The following is a 21,581-nucleotide window of genomic DNA, read 5'->3' on the forward strand; positions in this document are numbered from 1 at the left end:
ACGTCGGCATCTACATCAGCAGTAGTTTCTGGATCAACCAGCACTTCAGCTTCCGAGTCAGCCTCGACATCAACCGTGACGGCTGCCAACTCAGCAAGTCAGTCAACATCTGCTAGCGTTTCTGCCAATGCAGTTGCAACAACGACCAGTACCACGGCCCGGAATCGAGTTATGGCACGGTTGGCTGCTGTATCGACGGCAACTTCGTCAACTTCAGCTAACGTCAACAATACGTCCAGCTCAATTCAGAATTCACAAAGCGCGTCAACGGCGGCTTCGCTAAGCATGATGCAGTCGGCTTCACGGAGTCAGGCAATCTATGAAAGTCTGCTTGCTTCACGTTCAAACAGTTCGTCCAACGTAATCAGCAACTCAACCTCGCTTAACAGCCAGCTTTCAGCATCCAAGAGCAATTTTGAATCGTTGAGTGCTTCAAATTCAATGAGCTTGGAGGTTTCGGCTATTGAAAGTCAGACGCTTTATGAAAGCATGTTTGCCTCACGTTCAAACAGCTCATCAAATGCAATCAGTAATTCGACTTCACTTAACAGTCTGCTTTCGGCATCTAAGAGCAACCTGGACGCAGGCAGCAATTCAATTGATGGTACGACTCAGCAGAGCACCGTGGATACACTGGCAGTTGCCGATTCAATGAGTGATACGCAGACTCAGCAGCTTTCCGGTACAACGAACTCGCTTTCCGTCAGTGCAGCATCAAGTCAAACTCAGCAGCGTAATTCTGGACTTTTAAACACTTTAAAGACGATGCTAGGTTTTGGTAAACGTCAATAATTAGGCTAGAAAGTGCAGGAAAGAGATTTGCAAAGAAAAAAATTAAATGTTTCGACAAAAGAGTTCCTAAAAAAAGCGCTTTTTACGGTGATGGCAATTATTGTCTATTCATTGGGCAATCAGATACCGATGCCATTGGTTAAGATGACAGTTGAATATCAAACTATGATTCGTCATTACCATATGAGTATGCTCAGTATCTTGACTGGTGCTAATCTGCCGGATTTATCGCTGTTTTCGCTAGGATTCAGTCCTTATATGGCCGCGATGATGATTATTCAACTGCTGGTAATGATGAAATGGTCGATTGTCGAGGAAATATCACAGCGTCAATTGATGTATCTGCAAAACCTTTTGTCGCTGCTTTTTGCCTTGATTGAAGCAGCCATTATTGCCAATGGTTTTAGTCTGGCAGCCGGCAGTGATCATTTATTGAAGGTTTTGATGATTATCGTAACCTTGACGGCCGGCGCAATGTTTGTTCAATGGCTGGGCAACGTGACTACGATTTACGGTATTGGCGGTATGGTGGTTCTGATCGTCGGCAATATGCTGCATTCCAATATGAATCGCTTGGTTCTGCCTTGTCGTCAGCTGTTGAAAATGAAAAATGGAATCTGGCTGCTGGCGGCACTGATAATCGGCAGCCTGTTGATTGCCTGGCTGACGATCATTTTCCATGCGGCTCATTATGAAACCAAACAGATCCAAATCTCATTACCAAGTCAGATTGAGCCGGCTGTGTTTCCAATTGGCTTTAATTTAGGAACGATGATGACTTTTATGCTGGGGATGTCTTTTCTGGTTATTCCTTCACTGGTGGCATCGTTGTTTAAAATGCCGGCCTTTTGGAACAGTCCTAAATTTCAGATTGGCTTTGCAATCGTAATGACGTTTTTAATTGACTATTTTTTTGCATTTGTCATGCTTAGTCCACGTCAAATCGCAAAGGGTATGCGCCATAGCGGCAATTACCTGCTTGGTGTGGAAATTGGCAAGCCAACACGACGTTTCATTAGACGACGCTTGAGTCTGTTTAACTTTTTCAGTGCTTTGGTTTTGGGATTATTGGTTGGGCTGCAGGTCGCGGGCAGCCTATTAGCTCCTAAGATCTGGCAGCCACTGTATGCATTGCCAATTTCAATCGTAATGATGGTACTGTTTATGGAATCTCTGGTTGAAATACTTAATGAGTTGACGATTCCTAAACGCTATCAGAAGCTTAAAGAAGGGATCTTAAAAAGCGTATGAAGTATTTTGTTCCGTCTTGGCATCTTGATATTAGTGACTGGGCCTCCACTCAGCAAATTATTACCTTTGATGATGCAATTGGCAATATGCGCATCATGAATCACGCTGATGAAGATTACGGCTTGATCATTGGGGACTATAAACCGCAATTGATTACGCAGCTAAACGCGGAAGGTGTTGCACCCACTGATACGCTGGCGGCCTTCGATTGGATCCAGGATACTGCTTTGCAAGACAACAGCCGAATCGTGGATATCCAGGACTTTAACTGGCCTAAGGGAACTTATTTTGAGTATGGACCGTTCAGTGTAGATGCCATTTGCAATGATGAACATATCGCGCGTCTTTTATTCAATAATATTGGCCAGATTCTGCGGATTGAGCGGTGGCAAAACGGCTATCATCAAGAAGATATTATTATGGATACGCGTGGCTTTGTCTCAAGCATCCAAACGTTTGATAAGCAGGGCCAACTGCAAAAAACGATCTTTTTTAATCTGCATGGTGAATGGCGCGTAATTGAGGATGCCAAAACTGGTCGCTGTCATATCAATTCACGGTATCAAGGCGATTTTACCCAGTCAGATTATGCCAGCCGTCACGATTTGATCAATGAAGCAATTGCAAATTTAATCCAAAAACGACTTGATAAGGATAGCGACCAGATCGTCTTAACAGCTGATGATCGGCAAATAATCGACTTAAAACAGTTTAATGGCTTTAAAACGATTATTCAGGCGAGTCAATGGCATGCTAATGATCGCTTTTGGAAGCCGATGAATGGACGGACTGATTTAACGATCGTCACGGATTCAGAGGCCGCGGATCGCCATGTACATAAAATCATGGGCGATCAAATTGAGACCAATCTGCTGCCAACGTTTGCCTCACAGTTCAGTCTTGGTCATAGCGATGAATACACAACCCAGACGATTCTGCTGTTTGTCAGTGAGCAGACGACGATGTTGAATTTAAGAAAAGGCTTAGCTCAGCTCATGGAAATGGTTGATCAAAATCAAAACAGCGAGCGGCTGCAGATTGCAGCCTATGATGAGCGGTTATTGAGTCAGGCTCGACAAATCGCTCAAGAAATTGCTCAAGAACATCCCCGGCTTTTGATTGATCCAGAAGAAGAGCAGATGACGTCCAATCCTGATTTGGTTGATAAAGATATTGACCCACGAATGGAAAAACAGCAGCATTGGCAGCCGATACCGATCTACACCAGAAGGATCGTGCAGACGACCGACTTGCTGCAGCTGTTGGATCAAGTTCGCGTAGTCGTGGATCTGGGCAACAACCCGGATTCATATGTTCAGATGGCTTCAATCAGTGTTGGTCTGCCGCAGATCAATCTGATCAAAACCGACCTGGTAAGAGATCATGAAAATGGTTTACTGCTTGCCAACGTTGCTGATCTAACCGCAGCTCTGCAGTTTTATTTGGGCAGCATGGAGAACTGGAACCGAGCACGGGTTGACGCGGTTCAGCAGATCAACAATTATTCAGGAAAACGGATTTTGCATAATTGGCAATTGCTTTGGAAGAGGTGTGCACGTTTTGAAGCTTAACGTTTTACAGCTTGGAAAAAATAATTGGCAGACGGCCTATCAGATTCCAGCTGCTTTGAACTGGCATTTTAACGATCTGAGTTTTTTAGAAGATCCTAAAGCCCGGCTGCAGCTGATAATCATTTCAGAATCCGTAACCTTAGCGCCGACTGACTGGCAACTTTTACAGCAGCGTACCGATCCATATAACGTCATTCAGACTAAAGATTTGGCGATTGAAGACGATCATCTGGCAGTCTTTCTGCAAAAAATGGCGGCACGGCAGCTGACTATGCCGATTCAAGAGTTTATCAACAATATTGAGCATTACTTTTTTGTTGGCCAACAGGGTATCAGTCTGACACCGGCGGCATTGATGTTTGATACCAAGTTTCGCGATGTGATTCATTATGAAGATTCATCTTGCGTGGAGGTTCAGATTCATACGCCGGATTGGCAGCCACTGGCCAGTTCGCGAAAGAATATCTACGTTGATCCGGGTCGTCAATTGGAGGTTTGGCCCCAGTTTCAAAAAGATGCCGATGTGGAGCTGAAATATCGATTTGCCGTTGTTTATGGTGAGGAACGACGCGTTTTTGAATTTACCGAAGAACAGCTCAAGAGTCCGCAGATCGTTGACACCAAGATTTCCAATGGTCATCAATACATCACGATGGCCGTCTATGTCCGCGGCTACGGTCGATTAAGTCTGGGCAACGTGGAGTATCGGTGGACGCGCTATGGTTTGGGGACCTATCTGAATGGGGGACAGAGCTTAGTCGATCCCAAGACGAGAGAAGAATTGGCCTATTACTTTAATCCTGGCGATCTTAAACCGCCGCTATGCGTATACTTTGCCGGCTATCACTCCAAAAAAAGCTTCGAAGGATATTTCATGATGCGTCGCTTAAATGCGCCATATCTGCTGATTACCGATTCTCGGTTGGAAGGTGGCCAGTTTTATACGGGCGAGTATTTTAATCAGGCCATCCCTAAAGTAATCGATCGGCATCTGCAGAAACTGGGCTTTACGCGTCAGCAGCTGATTCTATCGGGAATTTCGATGGGAACGTATGGTGCGCTTAAATTTGGCGCTTTGATGGGCGTGCATGAGGTGATCGCAGCTAAGCCATTGGTGCATCTGGACTCAATTGCTACGCGCAGTCGTCTGGCCCGTCCCGATGAATTTGAGACGGCATTTGATATCAAACGCGCCATTGAGGCAGACGGACAAGCCATTGATGATGAGATGCTTTTGCGGCTGATGGATCAGCAGGACCTGACCAAAACCAATTTCAGTATTGCCTATATGGAAAACGATGATTATGACCCCACGGCTTTTGATGATCTAAGCCGTCATTTGCTGAACCAGGCCAATCGTTTGAACAGCTATAGTCTGCCTGGACGTCACAATGATGACAGTGCGGGAATGCTGCAATGGTTTTTGATGCGCTATCGTCAGATTCTGCAGCATGATTTTGGGAGGTGAGCCGATGCGAGTTATCAACTATATCTACTGGTTGCCGCAAAATGACACTACCTATCGTTATGGTTCGCGGATCGATGCTTATGACAACCAGGTGATCCATTTTGAAAACGAGTGGATGGCACCAGGACGAGCAATGATTTCTTGGTATTCAGCGGTTAACTATCAAGCCAGCCGTTTTGTGCCTCAGCTGCCGATTTTGCGTGGTGGGGTCGAGTATCGTATCAAGGCAAAGTACATTGCCAGGCCGGCTAATTCAGTAATGCTGCGAATCATTTTTTATGATATTCAAGGCGAGATCATCGACCAGAAAATCGCGCATGGCTCTCAGCTCAACTTTACTTATCCGTATGCGGCAACCCGCTATGAGGTGCAGCTGATCAATGGCGGGTGTCGTTCAATTACTTTTTGGCGGCTGGAACTGACGCATGCCTTTACTGAACAGACTGGCAATCTGACGTTTTATACGCCTAAAAAAATCGATGCAAAACAGCCAATCAACATTATGCTGCTGCGGTCACTTAGGACAGCAATGATTCCCAGCGAAGAAGTCGATAAAAGTCATGACGTACCGAACCTTTCACTGATGATGGTTGCCTGGCAAGAGATTGATCAGGTTGACAGTGAGCTGCTCACTTATTTTGAAAATCTGAAAGAACGCCGCATAAACTTTATCAGTACAGCTCACCGATTAAATCCGGTCGTGCGCAAATTGGTTAAGAAAAGTCCTTATTGGCGAGGATGGCTGATTGACGCGGATGTCATGCTGACTGACTATCGGCTAAGCAATTATGAAATGACCGGCAGTGAGGGCCATTTCTTTAAGCACTTGGAATTAGTACCAATTCAAGAGACGCTGGATCAGATTAAAGATGAATTAAAGAGGTGAGAACGACGGCATTTTCATTTGAACTGCAGCGCGCCAGGCACATCCTGACCAAAGTGAATGCCTTGGCGCCAATGATGCGGGAAATGAGCGATCAAGAACTGCAGGCTCAGACTCCGCGCATGCGTAAAATGCTCCAGGGCGGCCAATCCTTAAACAGTCTGCTGCCAATGGCGTTTGCAACGGCGCGTGAGGCAGCCAGGCGCGTCTTAGGGATGTATCCTTATGACGTACAGGTGATCGGGGCCATCGTTCTTCATCATGGCTGGATTGCCGAGATGAAGACCGGGGAAGGCAAGACGCTGACCGCGGCCCTGCCTCTTTATCTGAATGGTTTGACCGGCAAAGGAGCGATTTTGGTGACGCCCAGTCGCTATCTGGCTCAGCGTGACCAAGAAGAATTAAGCGCCCTGTATGAATGGCTGGGATTGACCTGCAGCCTGGGGTTTGATCCTGACGATGAGTCGGGCAATCGGGCAACTGTTGCCGACAAGCGAAAATGGTATCAAGCCGATGTTTTGTACACGACCGGCAGCACGCTGGCGTTTGACTATCTGTTCAATAATCTGGCTTCACGGCCCGAAGATCAATATCTGCGGCCTTATAACTATGCAATCGTTGATGAGGTTGATGCGGTGTTTTTGGATGGGGCCAATTCGCCAATGGTGGTTGCTAGCAAGCCGGAACTGCAGTCAAATCTTTATCGCTTGACTGACGAGTTTGTGCGCAGTCTGGAGCCCGGAACCGATTATCGCCGCAGCCGGAACCATAAATCGGCCTGGCTGACTCATCAAGGTGTTTTAAAGGCGGAGCAGTGGTTTAGAATTAATGGTCTTTTTGATGAGCGGCACCGTGAATTGTATCGGCACATCAGCTTGGCTCTGCAGGCGCATTTCGTTCAGCAGCGTGGGCACGACTATATGGTTGAGGATGGCGAGGTGATCTTGCTGGATGAGGCGAATGGTCGCTTAATGCGCGGAATGAAGGTCAACACCGGGATTCAGCAGGCCGTTGAGCAAAAAGAGGGCGTCAAGATTTCTGAAAATCGGCAGGCCGTTGCTTCAATTACCTATCAAGGCCTGTTTCGGCTGTTTAATAACGTTGCTGGAATGACGGGGACTGCCCGCATTGCTGCCAATGAGTTTATTGATGTCTATAAGATGAAAGTCGTCCAGATTCCGCGACACCGCAAAAACATTCGTAAAGATCATCAACCGCGCGTCTATCTGACGACTAGCGAAAAGCTGATTGAAGCGATCAAGCTGGCCGAAAAGCTGCATCAAAAAGGGCGGCCGATTTTGCTGATTGCCGGTTCGGTTGAAAACTCGGAAATCGTTTCTGAGATTCTGCTCAACCGTGGGATTCCGCATAACCTGCTGAATGCCCGTAACGAAGCCAACGAAGCCACGATTATTAAAAACGCGGGACAAAAAAATGCCGTAACCGTGTCAACCAACATGGCGGGGCGCGGTACCGACATTAAGCTTGGTCCAGGCGTTGCCAAATTAGGCGGTCTGGCCGTAATTGGTACTGAAATGCTTGATCCGCGCGTTGCTGAGCAGCTGCAGGGGCGAGCCGGCCGCCAAGGAGATCCTGGCGACAGCTGGTTTTTCATTTCGCTGGAAGACAATTTTGTTTCGCAAAACAGCAGTCCCGTGATTCGCAAATACTATCGCCGTCACATCAAACATTTCAACCACCAGGCCAAGCCTCACCGTCTGCACAATCCGCGTATTTTGCTGTCGTTGCTGCTATTACGTGATAAGGTCATGGTCAGTCAGCGTCAGACCCGCGCGCGAATGTACAGTTATGAGAACAGCATGCGCTTGGAGCGAATGGCCTTTTATGAGTCGCGGGATGCCATCATGAACGCTGATGACTATCGCAAGACCGCTCTTAACTGGATAGAACACGGTTTTGATGTGATTTTAAGCAAGCGTTCAAGCTGGGATTATGGTCATCTAAAGGCAATGGTTAATCATTGGATAACTTATGATGATGCCCAGATTCCTGCTGATTTGAACTATCAGGATCTGGCAGCAGTCAAAAGCTATCTAATATGCCGGACCAATGAGATTTTAGATCAGATTGAAGACTCAATTGCTGATTCCAAGCAGATTGATCAGTTTTATCGTTCGGCACTGCTTAAGGCAATGGATGACTGCTGGGTTGACCAGGTGGCCTATCTTGGCTACTTAAAAACGCTGGTCCAGCCGTGGACGCTGCTGCAGCGCAATCCAATGGAGGTTTATCATGAAAAAGCATATGGTCGTTTCAAACAAATGATTGATGCGGTTACTCAAGAAGCGATTCGCAACCTGTTGTTAAGTACGGTAGCCTTGAACGAAGATGGTGAGGTCGTTGTATATTTCGTTTAGACTATCATTTGAAAATCAAAATGATTAGGGAGCTGATTTTAGATGGCAACACACAGAATCAATCACCATGGGTCTGATGATTCACTTGACAATGTCGTCGAGCAGCATGCCAGCAAGCGACTCAAAAAAATTCAAGAAGAACAGGCAAAGGCTTATGAAAGAGGTCATCACCATTCGGGCCTGCCGCGCTTCTTTATGAATCTGGTCGTGATCGTTGCCGTTGTGCTGATGATTATGATGATGTTTTGGAAGTAGCTGCTTGACTGATCAGCTTGGCGATTTTAATCAAAATCATTAAAAAATTAAAAAACTACTTGCAAAAAACTAAGAATGGATTAAAATAAAAAACAATCAAACAGTTTTGAAAAACCATGAGAAAGACGAGTAGCTGTTTTCATTCGTAAAGTGAGCCGAGGATAATGGGAACTTGGCCGACCCTGATACAGCGAAAAACACTTCCCCGCGTTGCTGACCCAAATGGATTCATCCAAAGTAGGCTCAGACGTTTTCGACACGTTACAGTCGATGGAGCATGTTTGTGCTCTGATCAAAGCGGTCTGGATATCTCTGGACAACTTGGGTGGCACCGCGGAATAAAGCCTTTCGTCCCATGAAACTACGGGGACAAAAGGCTTTTTATTTTGCCCTCAAGTCTAAGTTTCAAGGAGATTTTTTATTATGAGTCTGATTATTCCAGAACACTACGATCCAAAGCTGTCAGTCCGCGAGACCGAAGCCGCTATTCGCTACATTCGTGAAACCTTCCAAGATGAGATTGGACGCGAATTGAACCTGCAGCGGATGAGTGCGCCAATGTTCGTCGAAAAGAAAACTGGTTTGAACGATAACCTGAACGGAGTAGAGCAGCCAGTTTCATTCACGATGAAAGAACTGCCGGGCGAAACGATTGAAGTCGTTCATTCACTGGCCAAGTGGAAACGCTATGCCTTAAAGAAATACGGCTTTGGGATGCATGAAGGCCTCTACACCAACATGAACGCCATCCGCAAAGACGAAGATCTGGACAACTTCCACTCCATTTACGTTGACCAATGGGACTGGGAAAAGGTGATCGCTAAAGAAGAACGAACCGAAGAAACCTTAAAGGCCACGGTTAAAAAAATCTTTAAGGTTATCAAGCACATGGAACATGAAGTCTGGTACAAGTTCCCACAAGCCGTTCACCATCTGCCAGACGAGATCCACTTCGTTACGACGCAGGAATTGGAGGATCGCTGGCCAGATCTGACGCCAATGGAACGTGAAGATCGCATTGCCAAGGAACTCGGCTGTGTCTTTGTCATGAAGATCGGTGACAAACTGCGTCGTTCCGGCAAGCCACATGATGGCCGCGCCCCTGATTATGATGACTGGTCTTTGAACGGCGACATTATCTTCTGGTATGAACCGCTTGACTGCAAGTTGGAAGTATCCAGCATGGGGATTCGGGTTGATGAAGATGCAATGCGCTACCAGCTTAAGGAAGCCGGCGAAGAAGCTCGTGCCGAACTGCCATTCCACAAGATGCTGTTGAACCATGAACTGCCATACACGATTGGTGGCGGGATTGGTCAGTCACGGCTGTGCATGCTGCTGTTAGGTAAGGCACACGTTGGCGAGGTTCAGGCAAGCATCTGGCCAGAAGATATGCGGGAAAAGTGCGAAAAAGCTGGCATTCAACTGCTGTAATTAAGCGGTGTCGTGCTGAATCTAGTTTTTCAACTGCTGTAATTAAGCGGTGTCGTGCTGAATCTAGTTTTTCAACTGCTATCAATAAGCGGTTTGGCATTGTGGGCAGCAGATTGGTGATTGCGACATTTGCATTCTGATTGGATCAGTCTTATTTGCGGACGAACTTCCTAACCTCAGTATCACTTTCTCAGAGTCAGCAGAACAGGACTGAGCTAATTTGAAATGTAAAATGCCAATGATCAATGTGTGAAATGGCGAAACCGTAAAACCGAGATACAGAAGGGATGATCCTGACTGTATCTCGGTTTTTGTTTGGCGTTAGAATTGTTTAACTGCTTAACTGATTAGTATGTCGTTTTAAATTATATTTTAATTAAAAAAGTAAATTAATTTGTTGAGTAAATTTAAGTGAAATCAGCAGTGCAAGGTAACTATAGCTGATCTTTGTAATTAAATTATTTTAATTTTTTGTTGACATAAGTTCATTATTTTATTATCATTCTTTAAAAATAATTTAAACCGTTGAGGAAAGAGAGTAGCCTTTTAAAGGTGTTTCAGAGAGTCATTGTTGGGTGAGATAATGGCAGCACTAAAATTGGTGAATGGGTTTCCGAGGGCAACGTGAAAGTGATGACATCAGTAGCAGCGCCGGAGTAAAGACCTCTGTGATCAAAGTCTAGCGTATGTATGTATGCGATGAGTGGGCATTAAAAATGTCAACCCGGGGTGGTACCACAGGATGCATCTTGATCTTGTTCCGGCAGTCGTTTTGACTGTCGTTTTTTAATTTTAGGAGGTTTTTATGGATGATTCGTTTGAGCTTTATGATTTGAAGGTTACCGTAGTGGGTAATCCAACTGACTTTGTCTGTAGCCATCAATTAGGCGATTATTTTCTGGTGGAAGGTGAGAATCTGGTATTTCCTCAGACGCATTCATTTTCGATGTACTCACTAAGTGCACTGTTGCCATTGTTGCCAGCCAAGCAACGGGTTTTAAATGCCAATGACTGGATGTTGTCAGACACCTTGATCGCATGTCCAGATCCAAACTGCAAGGCACTTTTTGAAATCAAGCGGATTGGCAAGCGAAAACAGTATCATAACAAGACTACTGTAGTTCCACTGACCGAAACCAAAAGAAAGGAAGATTAATATGCAGCAAAAAATCAGATTGGCAAATGGCTACACGTTCAATCGAGTCATTAATGGCTGTTGGCAGCTGTCGGCCGAGCATAATCTGCAAGGAAAAACCGATGTTGATGATGCATTGCAAGGGTTTCACGAATTGGTTGAGCATGGCTTTACAACTTTCGACTGTGCTGATATCTATACAGGCGTTGAAGAAATTATTGGTCGTTTTGTAAATGAATTAAAAGCAACCGGTCATTATCAAGAAGAGGATATTCAAGTTCATACCAAGTTCGTACCGGATAAAAGCATGCTGAGCAAGGTTGATCGTAAATATGTTGAACGAATCATTGACCGATCATTGCAGAGAATGCATCGTGAGGCGATTGATCTGGTGCAGTTTCATTGGTGGGACTTTAACGTTGCCGGCATGATGGATACAGCGTTTGAATTGGCAAGACTGCAGAAAAAAGGAAAAATTCGCAATATTGGCATGTGCAACATGGATACGGAACGGCTGAAGCAGATGGTCGACGCCGGTATCAACGTTGTCTCAAATCAGGCCCAGTACTCGCTGTTTGACCGGCGTCCGGAAAGATCGCTGCTTAAGTATAGCGCTGCCCACAATATTTATACATTTGCCTATGGAACACTGGCTGGTGGTTTTTTATCCGAGAAATACCTAGGAAAAGAATACGATCGGCCAGAGACACGCTCTCAAGTCAAATATATGCAGATTATCGAGGATTCGCTAGGGTGGGATGGTTTGCAGAAACTATTGCCGCTGCTTAAAGAAATTGCGGCGACGCATCAGGTATCAATTGCTAATGTCGTGACCCAATATATTTTGAATCAGCCTGGGGTCGGCGCCGTCATGATTGGCACCCGCAGTTCAAGACATGTTGCTGACAATCTGCGGACTCTGGAATTTGAGTTGTCGGCTGATGAAATGCAGGCCATCCGAGAGTTTATTGCTCAATATCCGACGCCAGCTGGTGAGTGCTATGAACTTGAACGGACCTCGCCACGTTACCAAGGAATTATTCTGACCGATTTAGACCACTAAAAAGGAGGCAGTTAAATGAATCAAAAATCAACGCTGCAATTTCGTGGTGGCATGTTTATGTCATTAATCCCAGTAGCAATCTACACGTTTAGCTGTATTTATCTGTTTGTGATCTGTCGGGCCTTTAATATGGAAGCATTGGCAGTCGGCGGTTTTTTAGCTTTATTGATTGGTGGCATCTTTTGTAAAAGCTATCAGCAGTTTTGGGAGGCGGCAATTGAAGGAATCAGCTCAATTACTTCCATCTCGGTTGTCGTTATTTTGCTGATGGTCGGGATGTTTAGTGCTTTGATCAAACTTTGCGGCTTGTCAAATGGATTTGTATGGCTGGCTAATGCAACTGGCATTCACGGCGCACTTTTTGTTGCCTTCACTTTTGTTGCAACCTGCATTGTATCAACGGCAACAGGTTCTTCAATTGGTACAATGTTTATTGCCTTTCCTATTTTTTACCCAGCTGGTGTTTTGCTAGGTGCAAATTCGATGATGATGGCAGGCAGCATTGTTTCGGGAGCTATTTTTGGTGATAATCTAGCGCCAATTTCAGATACTACGATTGCATCTTCTTCAACACAGCAGTTTAATGATGGGCGGCCAGCCGATATTGGAGGAGTCGTAAACAGCCGTTTGAAGTACTCACTGGTGGCCAGCAGTATTACACTGATAATCTATGCAATTATTGGCGGAATCGGCGGAACATACCAAGGCGGGAAGATATCAGCTGCCTCCTCACCAGCACCATTGATTATGCTAGTACCGGTTGTAGTTATGCTGATCGTTTCGGTAAGGACTCGCAACATCTATGCGGGAATTTTGACCGGATTGACGCTGGGAACGATTACTGGATTGCTTTTTAAGCTGTTTAGATTTTCTGATGTATTTGCCAACCATCCTAGTAAAAATGAGGTAACTGGCTTTTTGGTAGACGGGATCAATAATATTCTGCCAACCGTTGCACTGGTAATCTCGGTGTTTGGCATTATGGGTGTACTGATGCGGGCTGGCATGCTTGACTACCTGGCTGATCGAATTCTTGCCAGTCGATATGGTAAGACAGCTCGTGGAACCGAATTAATTGCAATGCTCGGAATCTCGCTGATTACGATTATGTTTGGCGGTGTGACCAGTGCGTCAATCTTAACGGCAGGACCAATTGTCAATAAAATTGGCCATGCGCGTAACATTCATCCATATCGACGCGCAAACCTTTTAGATGGGACTGCCAATAGTTTACCAGCTATCATTCCGTTTATGAGTGTGTTTGTCTTTATCGGCTCAGCAATGACTAAGCTTTCACCGGTTATTGTTGCAGGCGGCACGATCTACGCCTTTTGTCTATTTTTGACATTCTTAGTTGCGGTTTTGACAGGTTGGGGTCGGCGTCAAGAAGTTCCAGAATCAGTTGACAAGTTGGATGAGACTGTTGAAATTTAAAGATACTTAATTGGCGGCTAAGTAACTTTAATCATAGGACGAAAAAGTAGCGAGTACTGGAAAACATCCATACCAGTGCAAAATCTGGTACCTTTATTCAAAAAAATATTTGCCACTAATGATTGCCATAATCAGAGACGGTGAAATTCAAAAACCTGCCTTCCAAATCGAGGGCAGGCTTTTTTTGATCATAAAGATTGACTCATTGCAAGCTTAAAATCTCGTAATTAACGTCAAACGGCTCGCACCGGGAAAGAAATAGTGATCACCACGTATTATGCAAATAATTTTGCATAATACGTATGACAAAAATCTCATTACCTACTTTCCGCGAAAAACCAAGGAATAGTAGGTAGTTTCCGGGCTGACAGCTTGTCAAACTTGAATTTCTTCACAAACTGACGGTCAGCTCATTCTTCCATGGGTATTTGGCTAATGCTCCCCGTGATGCACTATTAAATCAATGAATGGTTTGGCTTTTATTGATTTGAGTTATGTCATTTGACACACCCTGAATCCTCGGGTGGTTGATGTCATTATGAGATATTTCGAGAAACTTTTTTGGCTAAGATCCGATTAATCATCTAATCATCGGACTGGATCGTTAGCTGGAAGATGCGGCTTGACTTTTATGACAGCAGTTGGTGGTTGAAATGATTTAACCGAAGTTGGTTTCATGCGGTGATAATAATCATTCCCGGTATCAAAAATGAATAATTCGCATTAAATTTAGTAGGCAGTCAACGGCTAATAATGGTGTCAATATCATTAAATGGATTGGGATTAATTTTGACCTTTACTGCTAATCATAATCAATGTGAATCCATGAACAAACGATTATTTAATTAAAAATAAAAATTAAAACTTATAAAATCCCTATATATCAACACTTTCGGACCAATCAGAGCTATGATGTCAAGACAAAATTTGATAAAATTATCGCTAATACGTGACATTTTTAATTTTCTGACTAAAATAGAGTCGTAAACGATTTCAAAGCCAGACGCATAATCGTTTATCAAGTTCAATGCTGCTAAAGAAAGGGGTATTTTCAATAATGGCTTATCAATCAATCTACCCATATACGGGCGAATTGAAAAAGACTTATGAAAATCAGAGTGATGAATACGTGGAAGACAAGCTGCAAAAAGCCGATGCTCTGTACCACGAATGGCGCAATCAACCACTCGACGGCCGGGCCGAGATCCTTCACGCAGTTGCGGACAATTTGATGAAGCATCAAGATGAACTGGCAAAAGCAATGGTTCAAGACATGGGAAAGCTTTTTGGCGAGGCGAAAGCTGAAGTTGCTCTGTCAGCAATGATTGCCAACTGGTATGCCGACAATGCCAAGGATCTGCTGCGGCCACAGCGCGTCTACACGATCATGGGTGACGCACATTACGAATACCATTCGACGGGGGTCATCATGGCGGTTGAGCCTTGGAACTTCCCATATTACCAAGTCATGCGTGTGTTTGCGCCTAACTTTATGCTGGGCAACCCAGTTATGTTCAAGCAGGCCAGTTCCGTTCCGACCACGGCTTCACTGCTGGAAAAGTATACCTTGGAGGCTGGCGCACCGGAAGGATCTCTGGTTAACCTGTTCGTTACCTATGACCAGATTGAAAAAATCATTGCCGATCCACGAGTCAGCGGGGTTGCCTTGACTGGTTCTGAACGAGCGGGACAAAAGATTGCTGCTGAAGCCGGTAAGTATTTGAAGAAGAGCACGATGGAGCTGGGCGGCTCGGATCCGTTTATTGTTTTGGATGATGCTGACCTGGATGACATCAAGAAAATCCTCTACATGGCACGGCTGTTCAATGCTGGCCAAGAATGTACCTCAGCTAAGCGGTTTATCGTTACGGAAAAGAACTACGACCGGTTCCTGGAAATGCTGAAAGAAGAATTCAGCAAGGCTAAGATGGGCGACCCGATGAACCCTAAGACAACCTTGGCACCGCTAAGTTCTAAGAGCGCGGCTGATGATCTGCACCAGCAGGTTAAGGACGCCATCGCGCATGGGGCAACGCTGGCTTATGGTAATCTTGACGCGCCGACGCCAACGCCAAACGGTTTCTGGATGCCGGCTGTGATCTTAACCGACGTTACTCGCGATAATCCGGCCTACTATCAAGAATTCTTTGGTCCAGTCGGGGTTGTCTACAAGGTGGCGGATGAAGAGGAAGCCATTAAGCTGGCCAACGACTCTCATTATGGCTTGGGTGGACAAGTCTTTGCCGGCCATTCCAAGCATGCAGCCGAAGTGGCATCCAAGATTGAGACTGGTGCCGTTTACTGCAACAACTTCCGGGGTTCAATTCCTGAATTGCAGTTTGGCGGGGTCAAGAATTCCGGCTATGGTCGTGAACTAGGGCGGGCTGGTATTCTGGCATTTGCCAATGAACAGATGATTATGCGCAATCCATACGACAAGATCGATCTTAACCATACGATTGGCGGTTTTGTCTAGGATTTAATCGAGCTGGCCATTAAATCAAAAAATGGCAGATTGCAAAAATCCTCCAATATATATGTAGGCATCAAGTCATCTTGACCTGGTGCTCTCAATAAAAAACTGCCGAGCTGATTATCAACTCGGCAGTTTTCTTCATATTTATTATGCTTTTGGTCCGTGACCAGGCTGCCATTTGAGACCGATACCTGAAAAACCGCTCAAGATTGAGAAGAGTGGCGATAACAGACTAAACAGGGTGAATGGCAGGAATTCCAATACCGGGACACCCAGGGCAGAGGCGACGAATGAACCGGCCACGCCCCAAGGAATCAAGTAGTTGATGACGCTGCCACCATCTTCCAGCGTCCGACTCAATGCCAACGGGGAAAGACCAATGCGCTTAAAGGCTGGCTTGAAGGCATTCCCAGGCAGGATGACGGAAAGGTACTGCTCGCCGACGAATAGGTTGACGCCGATTCCCGCAAAGATCGTTGCCGTAATCAGACGGCCTGGCTTGTTTAATTTAGCTACTAAAGGCTTCATGGCGCTTTCAATGATTCCCATATGCATCAAGATCCCACCAAGGGCCAAGGTCATGATGATCAAAGAAACGGTGCCCATCATACTGGAGATGCCGCCCCGGGTCAGCAGCGCGTCGACGGCCTTGTTGCCAGTCTTGGAGACAAAGCCGCTTTCAATCAACGTGGCAAATTTAGCGACGCCCAACTGTGGATTGTTGATAAAGATCATCACGGTTGAAACGATGATATTTAAAAACAGGGTGGGGATGGCTGGCAGTTTTTTCCAGGCACAGACAAACATTAAAATAATTGGCAGTGCTGCCCACCAGGAAACGGCAAAGTGCTTAGTCAGAGTCGAACTTACTGAAGCGATGCTGGCAAGCGATGTTCCCTTATTGCTTTGACCCAAGAAGAAAAAGACGATCAGGGAAACCAAGAAGGCGGGGATGGTGGACCACATCATATTGTTAATGTGATCAAATAAGTCGTCTTCAGCAACAGCCGAGGCCAGGTTGGTCGAATCCGAAAGCGGCGACATCTTATCACCAAAAACGGCACCGGAGATAATGGCCCCCGCCGTTAAAGCTGGGTTAACGCCTAAGGTTGATCCCATCCCAAACAGGGCGATTCCTACGGTTGAGATGGTGGTGAAGCCAGAGCCAATGGCCAGTCCGACTAGCGAGCAGACAATGAAGACCGATGGCACAAAGAAACGAGCACTGATTAAATGAAAGCCCAGGACCATCAGTGAAGGAATAATTCCGGCTTGAATCCAAACGGCAATCAAAGTCCCAATCAAAATAAAGATAAAGATGGGAATGATGGCAGTTGAGATTCCCTTGGTAATTCCTTTCATAATGTCATCCCAAGATACGTGGCGCAGGGCCAGCCAGAAGACCAGGAACGCGATCACGGTCAAGACCGGTACCTGTGGTGAAAGACCGAAGCCAATTACGCCACTGCCCAAGATGATCAACATAATCAACAGGATTGCAACAGATTCTTTAAATTCAATTTTCTTAGTCATATTATCGACACCTCATGTTTTTAAGCTGATTTGTTTAACGGCATTTGGATTGCAGATAATGACGATAATATCGTTTCATAATTTTCTCCCCCTCGAGCAATAAAAAAGGCGCTCCGACTAGATTAAATCTAATCGGGACGCCTAAACGTGGTACCACCCAACTGAAAAGAGTCAATAACAGCTTTTCACTCTTGCCAGTTGCTAACGGTACCGGCCCAATCCGTACGGGCTTATTTTGTCGGGTATTTCGCAACAGACACCCTGTCCGGTTCGCATCGACCACCGGTTTTCTGAACACTGAGGTGCAGCTCTACTTGACGACCACTCGTAAATTTCGTTGGCATTAATATATCACTTAAAAAAATGAATAGCAAGCAAAATTCTGATGATTTTTTAATTTCATTTTAATCAAAACGCTTTCACAATGAAGATTAAAAAGTCGCTGGATCCAATTATTGGCGCGCTTTATAATGAAACTAATCTATGCAAAAAGGAATCAGTAAACATGACCAAAAAAATATATGTTGTGGGAGCTGCCATTTTAAATGAGCAACACCAGATTTTAGCAAGCAAACGCAGTGATGATCGGATTTTAGGCGCATTGTGGGAGTTTCCTGGAGGCAAGATTGAGCCGGGCGAGGATCCTCAAACAGCCTTAAAGCGTGAGTTAAGAGAAGAATTCAATGATCAGATTGAAGTTGGACGCCAAGCCGCGCCAACCGCCATCAAACAATATGATTTTGGCGAGATTCATTTGACGGTTTATTATGCCAAACTGGATACGCATCATTTTGATCTGATTGCTCATAGTCAAGTTAAATGGTGTGATCAAGCAGAGCTGATGCAGCTGCACTGGGCCGACGCCGACTTGCCGATTGCCAAAGCCATTGCCCAGGCTGAGCTGGGAAAGGCGGCGTTTTAACAATGGCTGGCGTTGACTACGGTAAGATTTTAAAACGCTTGCAGAAAGGCGATAGTGATCAGCTGGTAGAAGAGATTCATGGCTCATTATTGAATGGTTATGTTGATCAAGATGAATTTGCCACGGTTGGCGATCTCGGCCCTAAGCTGCTGACCAATCAAGCGGGTAACCAGATCTGGAATCAGCTGCGTCACGAATTGCAGACTTGCCGCAGTTATATTTTCGCGGTGGCTTTTGTGACGGACGCAATGATTTCATGCTTAAAGCCGGTCTTCAAACAACTGGCTGATCATGGTGTCCAGGGCCGCTTATTGACTTCTGACTATCTGTACTTTAATCAACCCAAGGCCTTTAATGAGCTGCTCAAGATTCCAGGCTTGACGGTTAAAATTGCTAAGGTGGATGGGTTTCATCAAAAAGGCTATATTTTTCAACATGACGGCTACCAGACGATCATCATCGGCAGTGCCAACCTGACTGAGAACGCCTTGATGCGCAACTATGAGTGGAGTCTGCAGGTCAACTCGCTGAACAATGGCGACATCACGCGGCAAGTCAGTGAAAATATCGAGGATGAATGGCGAAATGCGCAGCCATTGACCGACCAATGGATTGCGCAGTAGCAGTACCAGCTGGTTTATCAAAAGAATCATCAAGCAGCGCAGACCGTAGCGAAGATGGTTAAAAATGGTCAGCCAGAGATCAATGATGAGCGAATCGAACCTAATCAGATGCAAAAAGATGCTCTGGCACAGATTGCTCAGCTGCGTGAAGCCGGCAAGGATCGTGGCCTGGTGATTTCAGCAACGGGGACGGGGAAGACCTACTTGGGTGCGTTTGATGTTCGCAATGCCAAGCCAAAGCGGATGCTGTTTTTAGCCCATCGTGAAGAAATTCTGCGCAAATCAGCCCGCAGCTTTCAAAAAGTCATTGGCGGTCCTAAGGAAAATTATGGCCTGTATACGGGAAACGTACATGAAAAAGATGCCAAGTATTTATTTGCTACAGTGCAGACCTTACAAGATGATGCGCATTTACAAGCATTTTCGCCAACTGAATTTGACTACATCCTGGTTGATGAGGTTCATCATGCTGGGGCCAGCTCATATCAAAAAATCATGCAGTATTTTAAGCCTAAATTTTATTTAGGGATGACGGCGACTCCAGAGCGGAATGACGATTTCAGCATTTTTGAGCTGTTCGACTATCATGTTGCCTACGAAATCAGACTGCAGCAGGCTCTTGAAGCTGATATGCTATGTCCGTTTCATTATGTGGGCATCAGCGATTATCAGTTTGCCGATGCCAAGGTCAATGAAACAATTGCCAGCTATCAAAATGCCGCCAGCCATCATAAAAAAGAGGTTCAGGCAATCGAGCATCTGACCAGTGCGGAACGGGTGCACTATATTTTGCAGCAGACGGAATACTATGGCTATTCTGGTCCCAAGCTGCATGGGCTGATCTTTTGTGCGACGGTGCAAGAAGCCAACCAGCTGGCAGCGGAACTAACCAGACAGCATCATCCAGCTAAGGCACTGGCCGGCGCGGATTCAATGAGCGTTCGGCAGCAGGTGGTCAAGGAACTGGAAGATGGTGTAATCGAATATATTGTGACAGTTGATCTGTTCAATGAAGGGATTGATATTCCATGCGTCAATCAAGTGGTTTTTCTGCGCAGCACCAATTCCAGCATCGTCTACGTTCAGCAGCTCGGTCGGGGTCTGCGCAAAGCCCAAAACAAAGACTATGTTGAGGTGTTGGATTTTATCGGCAACTACAAGAACAGCTACATGATCCCAATTGCCTTGACGGGGGATGCCTCGTATTCCAAAGACAGCGCGCGGGAAACCGTTGAGATTGAGCCAACGATTGGGCTGTCAACGATTGCGTTTGATGAGATTGCCAAGGAGCGGATCTACCAGTCGCTGCGCCAGGTTAAGCTGGATGACATGCGCAAGTTGCGGATGGTTTACCAAAATATGAAGCAGCGAGTAGGACGCGTGCCGCTGCTGGCTGACTTTATGGCTGCCGATTCAATTGATTCTGAGATTTTAGCCAATAAAAAGAAGAATTACGCGCAGTTTTTGATTGGCGAAAAAGAACCAGTTGAGATCAATGACTATGAAAATCGCCTATTGACTTTTTTGGACGCGGAACTGTTAAATGGCAAGCGGCGTCATGAACTGATCTTATTGGATGATCTGTTGAATCAGGCAACGGTTACGGAAAAAGAACTCAAGCAGCAGCTAAAAGCGGCCGGCTGTCTGGTTGATGAGGCAACGCTGGCTTCGATGCGGCGCGTTTTGGATCTAACCTTTTACAACAAGAATGCGGCGCCGTCTCGTGCTGATTATGGCGGCCGCCCAATCGTAATATTTGATCAGGCAGCGCGGATCTATCGGCTAAATGAAGAGCTGCGCAATTCATTAAAAAACGATGCGTGGTTCAGCCGCCTTTGGCAAGATGGCATCAAGACCGGGCTTTTGCGGGCCAAACGCTACCAAGCAGATCAGCGGTTTACGCTGGGCGAGAAGTACACGCGTAAAGACGTCATGCGCCTGATCAACAATGTGGTCAATACAACCGCGCAAAATATTGGCGGCTACTTTTTTAATGAGCATGATGGCGTGATTTTTGTCACCTACCATAAGGCTAAAAACATCAGCCGCTCGATTCAGTATGAGGATCAATTCTTAAATGATCACGTCATGCACTACTTTTCTAAGGGCAATCGGCGCCTGGACAGTCCTGATGTCAAGAAGTTTATGGATGGCAATCGGCAGCTGGCACTCTTTGTCAAAAAATCAGATGCTGATGACGACAAGACTTTTTATTATCTAGGCACGTGTCGCTACATGCCGGGATCGGCCCGACAAGAGCAGCATGACGGCAAGCCAATCGTTTCCATGAACTTAGAGCTTGATCAGCCAGTTTCTTACACGCGCTATCATTCGTTGATTGACTAAAATAAATTAAAATCGCA

General features: G+C 45.6%; 15 protein-coding genes, 1 pseudogene and 1 other annotated feature. Of the genes and pseudogenes, 15 read left to right on the plus strand and 1 reads right to left on the minus strand.

What is annotated here, in order from left to right; genetic code table 11:
* The 12 genes and pseudogenes from FC47_RS10675 to FC47_RS08715 form a co-directional block, all read left to right on the plus strand.
* A pseudogene (locus FC47_RS10675) lies at positions 1 to 792 on the plus strand (accessory Sec-dependent LPXTG-anchored adhesin); the annotation flags it as partial.
* A gap of 90 nt (positions 793 to 882) precedes the next feature.
* Complete coding sequence (locus FC47_RS08665; RefSeq protein ID WP_006500923.1) at positions 883 to 2,043, plus strand: preprotein translocase subunit SecY; 1,161 nt, start codon at positions 883 to 885, stop codon at positions 2,041 to 2,043.
* Positions 2,040 to 3,614, plus strand: a complete 1,575-nt coding sequence (gene asp1 / locus FC47_RS08670; RefSeq protein ID WP_048344857.1) for an accessory Sec system protein Asp1 — start codon at positions 2,040 to 2,042, stop codon at positions 3,612 to 3,614. Before FC47_RS08665 ends, asp1 begins: the two co-directional genes overlap by 4 nt.
* Entirely contained in the window at positions 3,595 to 5,082 is a 1,488-nt protein-coding gene (gene asp2, locus FC47_RS08675) for an accessory Sec system protein Asp2 (RefSeq protein WP_006500925.1), read from the plus strand. The genes asp1 and asp2 overlap by 20 nt, the downstream gene beginning before the upstream one ends.
* A 4-nt stretch (positions 5,083 to 5,086) precedes the next feature.
* The gene (asp3, locus tag FC47_RS08680) at positions 5,087 to 5,968 is read left to right on the plus strand and encodes an accessory Sec system protein Asp3 (protein WP_039946202.1); all 882 of its coding nucleotides are present in this window, start codon (positions 5,087 to 5,089) and stop codon (positions 5,966 to 5,968) included.
* Entirely contained in the window at positions 5,965 to 8,343 is a 2,379-nt protein-coding gene (secA2, locus tag FC47_RS08685) for an accessory Sec system translocase SecA2 (RefSeq protein WP_006500927.1), read from the plus strand. Before asp3 ends, secA2 begins: the two co-directional genes overlap by 4 nt.
* A 42-nt stretch (positions 8,344 to 8,385) precedes the next feature.
* The gene (locus FC47_RS08690; RefSeq protein ID WP_006500928.1) at positions 8,386 to 8,598 is read left to right on the plus strand and encodes a hypothetical protein; all 213 of its coding nucleotides are present in this window, start codon (positions 8,386 to 8,388) and stop codon (positions 8,596 to 8,598) included.
* Positions 8,599 to 8,705: 107 nt separating this feature from the next.
* Positions 8,706 to 8,957: a binding site (T-box leader), on the plus strand.
* A gap of 64 nt (positions 8,958 to 9,021) precedes the next feature.
* Positions 9,022 to 10,032: an aspartate--ammonia ligase gene (gene asnA, locus FC47_RS08695; protein WP_006500929.1), complete on the plus strand. Its 1,011-nt coding sequence runs from the start codon at positions 9,022 to 9,024 to the stop codon at positions 10,030 to 10,032.
* Between the two features lie 805 nt (positions 10,033 to 10,837).
* The gene (locus FC47_RS08700; protein ID WP_006500930.1) at positions 10,838 to 11,188 is read left to right on the plus strand and encodes a TIGR04076 family protein; all 351 of its coding nucleotides are present in this window, start codon (positions 10,838 to 10,840) and stop codon (positions 11,186 to 11,188) included.
* Position 11,189: 1 nt separating this feature from the next.
* Positions 11,190 to 12,230 (plus strand): aldo/keto reductase, encoded by a 1,041-nt coding sequence (locus FC47_RS08705; RefSeq protein ID WP_006500931.1) that lies wholly within the window; start codon positions 11,190 to 11,192, stop codon positions 12,228 to 12,230.
* A gap of 15 nt (positions 12,231 to 12,245) precedes the next feature.
* Positions 12,246 to 13,664 (plus strand): Na+/H+ antiporter NhaC family protein, encoded by a 1,419-nt coding sequence (locus tag FC47_RS08710; RefSeq protein WP_006500932.1) that lies wholly within the window; start codon positions 12,246 to 12,248, stop codon positions 13,662 to 13,664.
* 1,057 nt (positions 13,665 to 14,721) lie between these two features.
* A complete protein-coding gene (locus tag FC47_RS08715) occupies positions 14,722 to 16,140 on the plus strand; it encodes an NAD-dependent succinate-semialdehyde dehydrogenase (protein ID WP_006500933.1) in 1,419 nt (472 codons plus the stop codon).
* A 147-nt stretch (positions 16,141 to 16,287) separates the two neighbouring features.
* Here the strand turns inward: FC47_RS08715 and nhaC are convergent, their stop codons facing one another.
* Entirely contained in the window at positions 16,288 to 17,673 is a 1,386-nt protein-coding gene (gene nhaC / locus FC47_RS08720) for a Na+/H+ antiporter NhaC (RefSeq protein WP_006500934.1), read from the minus strand.
* A gap of 505 nt (positions 17,674 to 18,178) precedes the next feature.
* Between nhaC and FC47_RS08725 the strand changes: the two genes are divergently transcribed.
* From FC47_RS08725 to FC47_RS08730, 3 genes are read left to right on the plus strand one after another with little or no spacing between them, the layout of a single operon-like run.
* Entirely contained in the window at positions 18,179 to 18,595 is a 417-nt protein-coding gene (locus FC47_RS08725) for a (deoxy)nucleoside triphosphate pyrophosphohydrolase (protein ID WP_039946213.1), read from the plus strand.
* A gap of 2 nt (positions 18,596 to 18,597) precedes the next feature.
* Entirely contained in the window at positions 18,598 to 19,218 is a 621-nt protein-coding gene (locus FC47_RS11080; protein WP_338039600.1) for a phospholipase D-like domain-containing protein, read from the plus strand.
* Positions 19,219 to 19,272: 54 nt separating this feature from the next.
* Positions 19,273 to 21,564, plus strand: coding sequence for a DUF3427 domain-containing protein (locus tag FC47_RS08730; protein ID WP_338039599.1), 2,292 nt, complete (start codon positions 19,273 to 19,275; stop codon positions 21,562 to 21,564).
* Positions 21,565 to 21,581 lie beyond the last annotated feature (17 nt).

Origin of the sequence: Limosilactobacillus mucosae DSM 13345 (assembly GCF_001436025.1) — a bacterium.
GTDB classification, from domain to species: domain Bacteria; phylum Bacillota; class Bacilli; order Lactobacillales; family Lactobacillaceae; genus Limosilactobacillus; species Limosilactobacillus mucosae.